This is a genomic window from Microcoleus sp. AT8-B5 (genome assembly GCF_036705565.1).
GTDB lineage: Bacteria > Cyanobacteriota > Cyanobacteriia > Cyanobacteriales > Microcoleaceae > Microcoleus.
Genome location: NZ_JAUBUY010000115.1, coordinates 1 through 1,714, shown reverse-complemented (window position 1 = coordinate 1,714; position 1,714 = coordinate 1). Strand labels below are relative to the sequence as shown.

The window sequence follows — 1,714 nt, the reverse complement described above, 5'->3', positions numbered from 1 at the left end:
ACGCGCCTATGAAGCACTGGCAAAAGTTGAAGAAGCCGATGCTAAAGTTCACCGGCATCACCGCAAATATGAGGGTGCTGTGGCTGATAATGAACTGGGTAAAAAACGCTCAGACACTCGACTGGCTAAGCACTTGCACAGCTTGCGTCCCGGATATGCCCGACTGGGTTTAGGAATTGATAAGGCTGACAGCGATGCCCGTACTCGGATTGATGAAATTAAAGCCAAACTCACGGGAGGGACTAACTAAATGAAAGCGATGTATCTGGCAAATTACTTCGTTGCCGGATGCGTCGCTTTCTCCCTTTTAGGGTGGATAGCGAGTCTGCATCCAATGGCGATGAAAGCCGTCTCATTCTTGTTAGCAGCGATTGCGATTGCGTGGGGTTTGAGCTGGTTGCTCGATTACTCTCTGAGTAAGTTGCTTAAGATTTCAGTGGCTGACTTACAGGCTGTTTTAATTGGTGGTTTAGCGATGTTGCTGATTGGTTTGGGGGTGTTTCTATGCAGCTAAACGTAGATGGAAAACTGTATCTGCTAGTTGACAAACAAGAATTGCTGAAAATTTTTGTAGCTCAAAAAAAGGAAGAGAGCGCAGAAGAGTTTGTACGAGCTAAACGCAAAAAAGAGTTAGACCTGTTGGTCAATACTGACCCGACAGACCTCTTTTATGAGTTTGAAACTTGGTGCTGGAATCTAATCTGGGAAGCCGTTGACAAGGGTGAGGGGATAGACTGGGACGCTGCATCTGAGGAAATTGACAGACACTTAGACGAATTGATTGAAGGAGGTAAACCGTGCAGCTAAAACTGTTCGTTTTGAGTGCGTCCTCTGTTGTCCTCTGGCTGACTCCACTAGCAGCACTAGACAAAAAGCTAGACACTCACAAAGCACTGCAAGGTGTCAGTTTGTGTGCTGCAATTGCTTGTGCAGTTTCCGCTGGAAATATCGCCCGTCAACTAGCAGACGAGGGAGAAATTGAGGAATTGAAACTGAGAGCAATTAAGGCAGATGTAGAGGACGAAATCAGTGCCAGCGTCTACGTTTCACAGCAACAAAGACAGCAGGAAGTAGAACTTATCCTGACTTCCCCTGGCGTTGACGTGGAAGCCAGCCGTCAAGCGCTGGAAGCTATATACAGCAGTGACTTACAGGAAACAACTTCCCCTTACAACTCTCCTGATTACCCTATATACTTGGAAGTTTGTAAGTCGAGGGAAGCGGGTAAGTCTGTGACTTGGATTGTTGAGAATGTCCTCAAAATGGGAGGACGTAAATTCTCAGAAGGCAAGGTCAAGTTGCAAAATTTGCTCAATCAGTTTGAGGGGGAAAAGTAATGACTAAACAGCCAAACATCCCAACAACAGCAGCCCTAAGATTGACTGGTACTAAGTCAGAAATAGAGTTAGTCCTGGCTGTTCTGCGAGGCAAGGACTTCTTCTGGAAAACTAACGGCAAGTTTTACCCGCAACGGGGGGAGGACAGTCAGTACGCTTACTACCTCAACGACTTGCAATTGCCTCAGCTAGGGGTAGCAGTGCCGACAACACCAACACCGGGGGAACCACAACCTCGGCCGTGGGATGCTGTTTTGGGTGGTCAGGGCACGGCAAAATCCGTCCGAGATTTCGGACAATAGTCCCTCTGACTTGGCGGCGCTGAAAGCCTTGTTCTGACTCACTCGTCTAATGCTTTTACCTTTAAACCCGACGAG

4 protein-coding genes and 1 pseudogene are annotated in these 1,714 nt (G+C 47.5%); all 5 read left to right on the top strand.

Annotation, left to right across the window (positions count from 1 at the left end; translation table 11 throughout):
* A pseudogene (locus QUB39_RS30410) lies at window positions 1-250 on the top strand (hypothetical protein); the annotation flags it as partial.
* Entirely contained in the window at window positions 251-514 is a 264-nt protein-coding gene (locus tag QUB39_RS30405; RefSeq protein WP_333058050.1) for a hypothetical protein, read from the top strand.
* On the top strand, window positions 505-807 hold the full coding sequence (locus tag QUB39_RS30400; RefSeq protein ID WP_333058049.1) for a hypothetical protein: 303 nt from the start codon (window positions 505-507) through the stop codon (window positions 805-807). Before QUB39_RS30405 ends, QUB39_RS30400 begins: the two co-directional genes overlap by 10 nt.
* Entirely contained in the window at window positions 798-1,337 is a 540-nt protein-coding gene (locus tag QUB39_RS30395; RefSeq protein ID WP_333058048.1) for a hypothetical protein, read from the top strand. The genes QUB39_RS30400 and QUB39_RS30395 overlap by 10 nt, the downstream gene beginning before the upstream one ends.
* On the top strand, window positions 1,337-1,639 hold the full coding sequence (locus tag QUB39_RS30390; RefSeq protein WP_333058047.1) for a hypothetical protein: 303 nt from the start codon (window positions 1,337-1,339) through the stop codon (window positions 1,637-1,639). Before QUB39_RS30395 ends, QUB39_RS30390 begins: the two co-directional genes overlap by 1 nt.
* The last annotated feature ends 75 nt before the right edge of the window (window positions 1,640-1,714 follow it).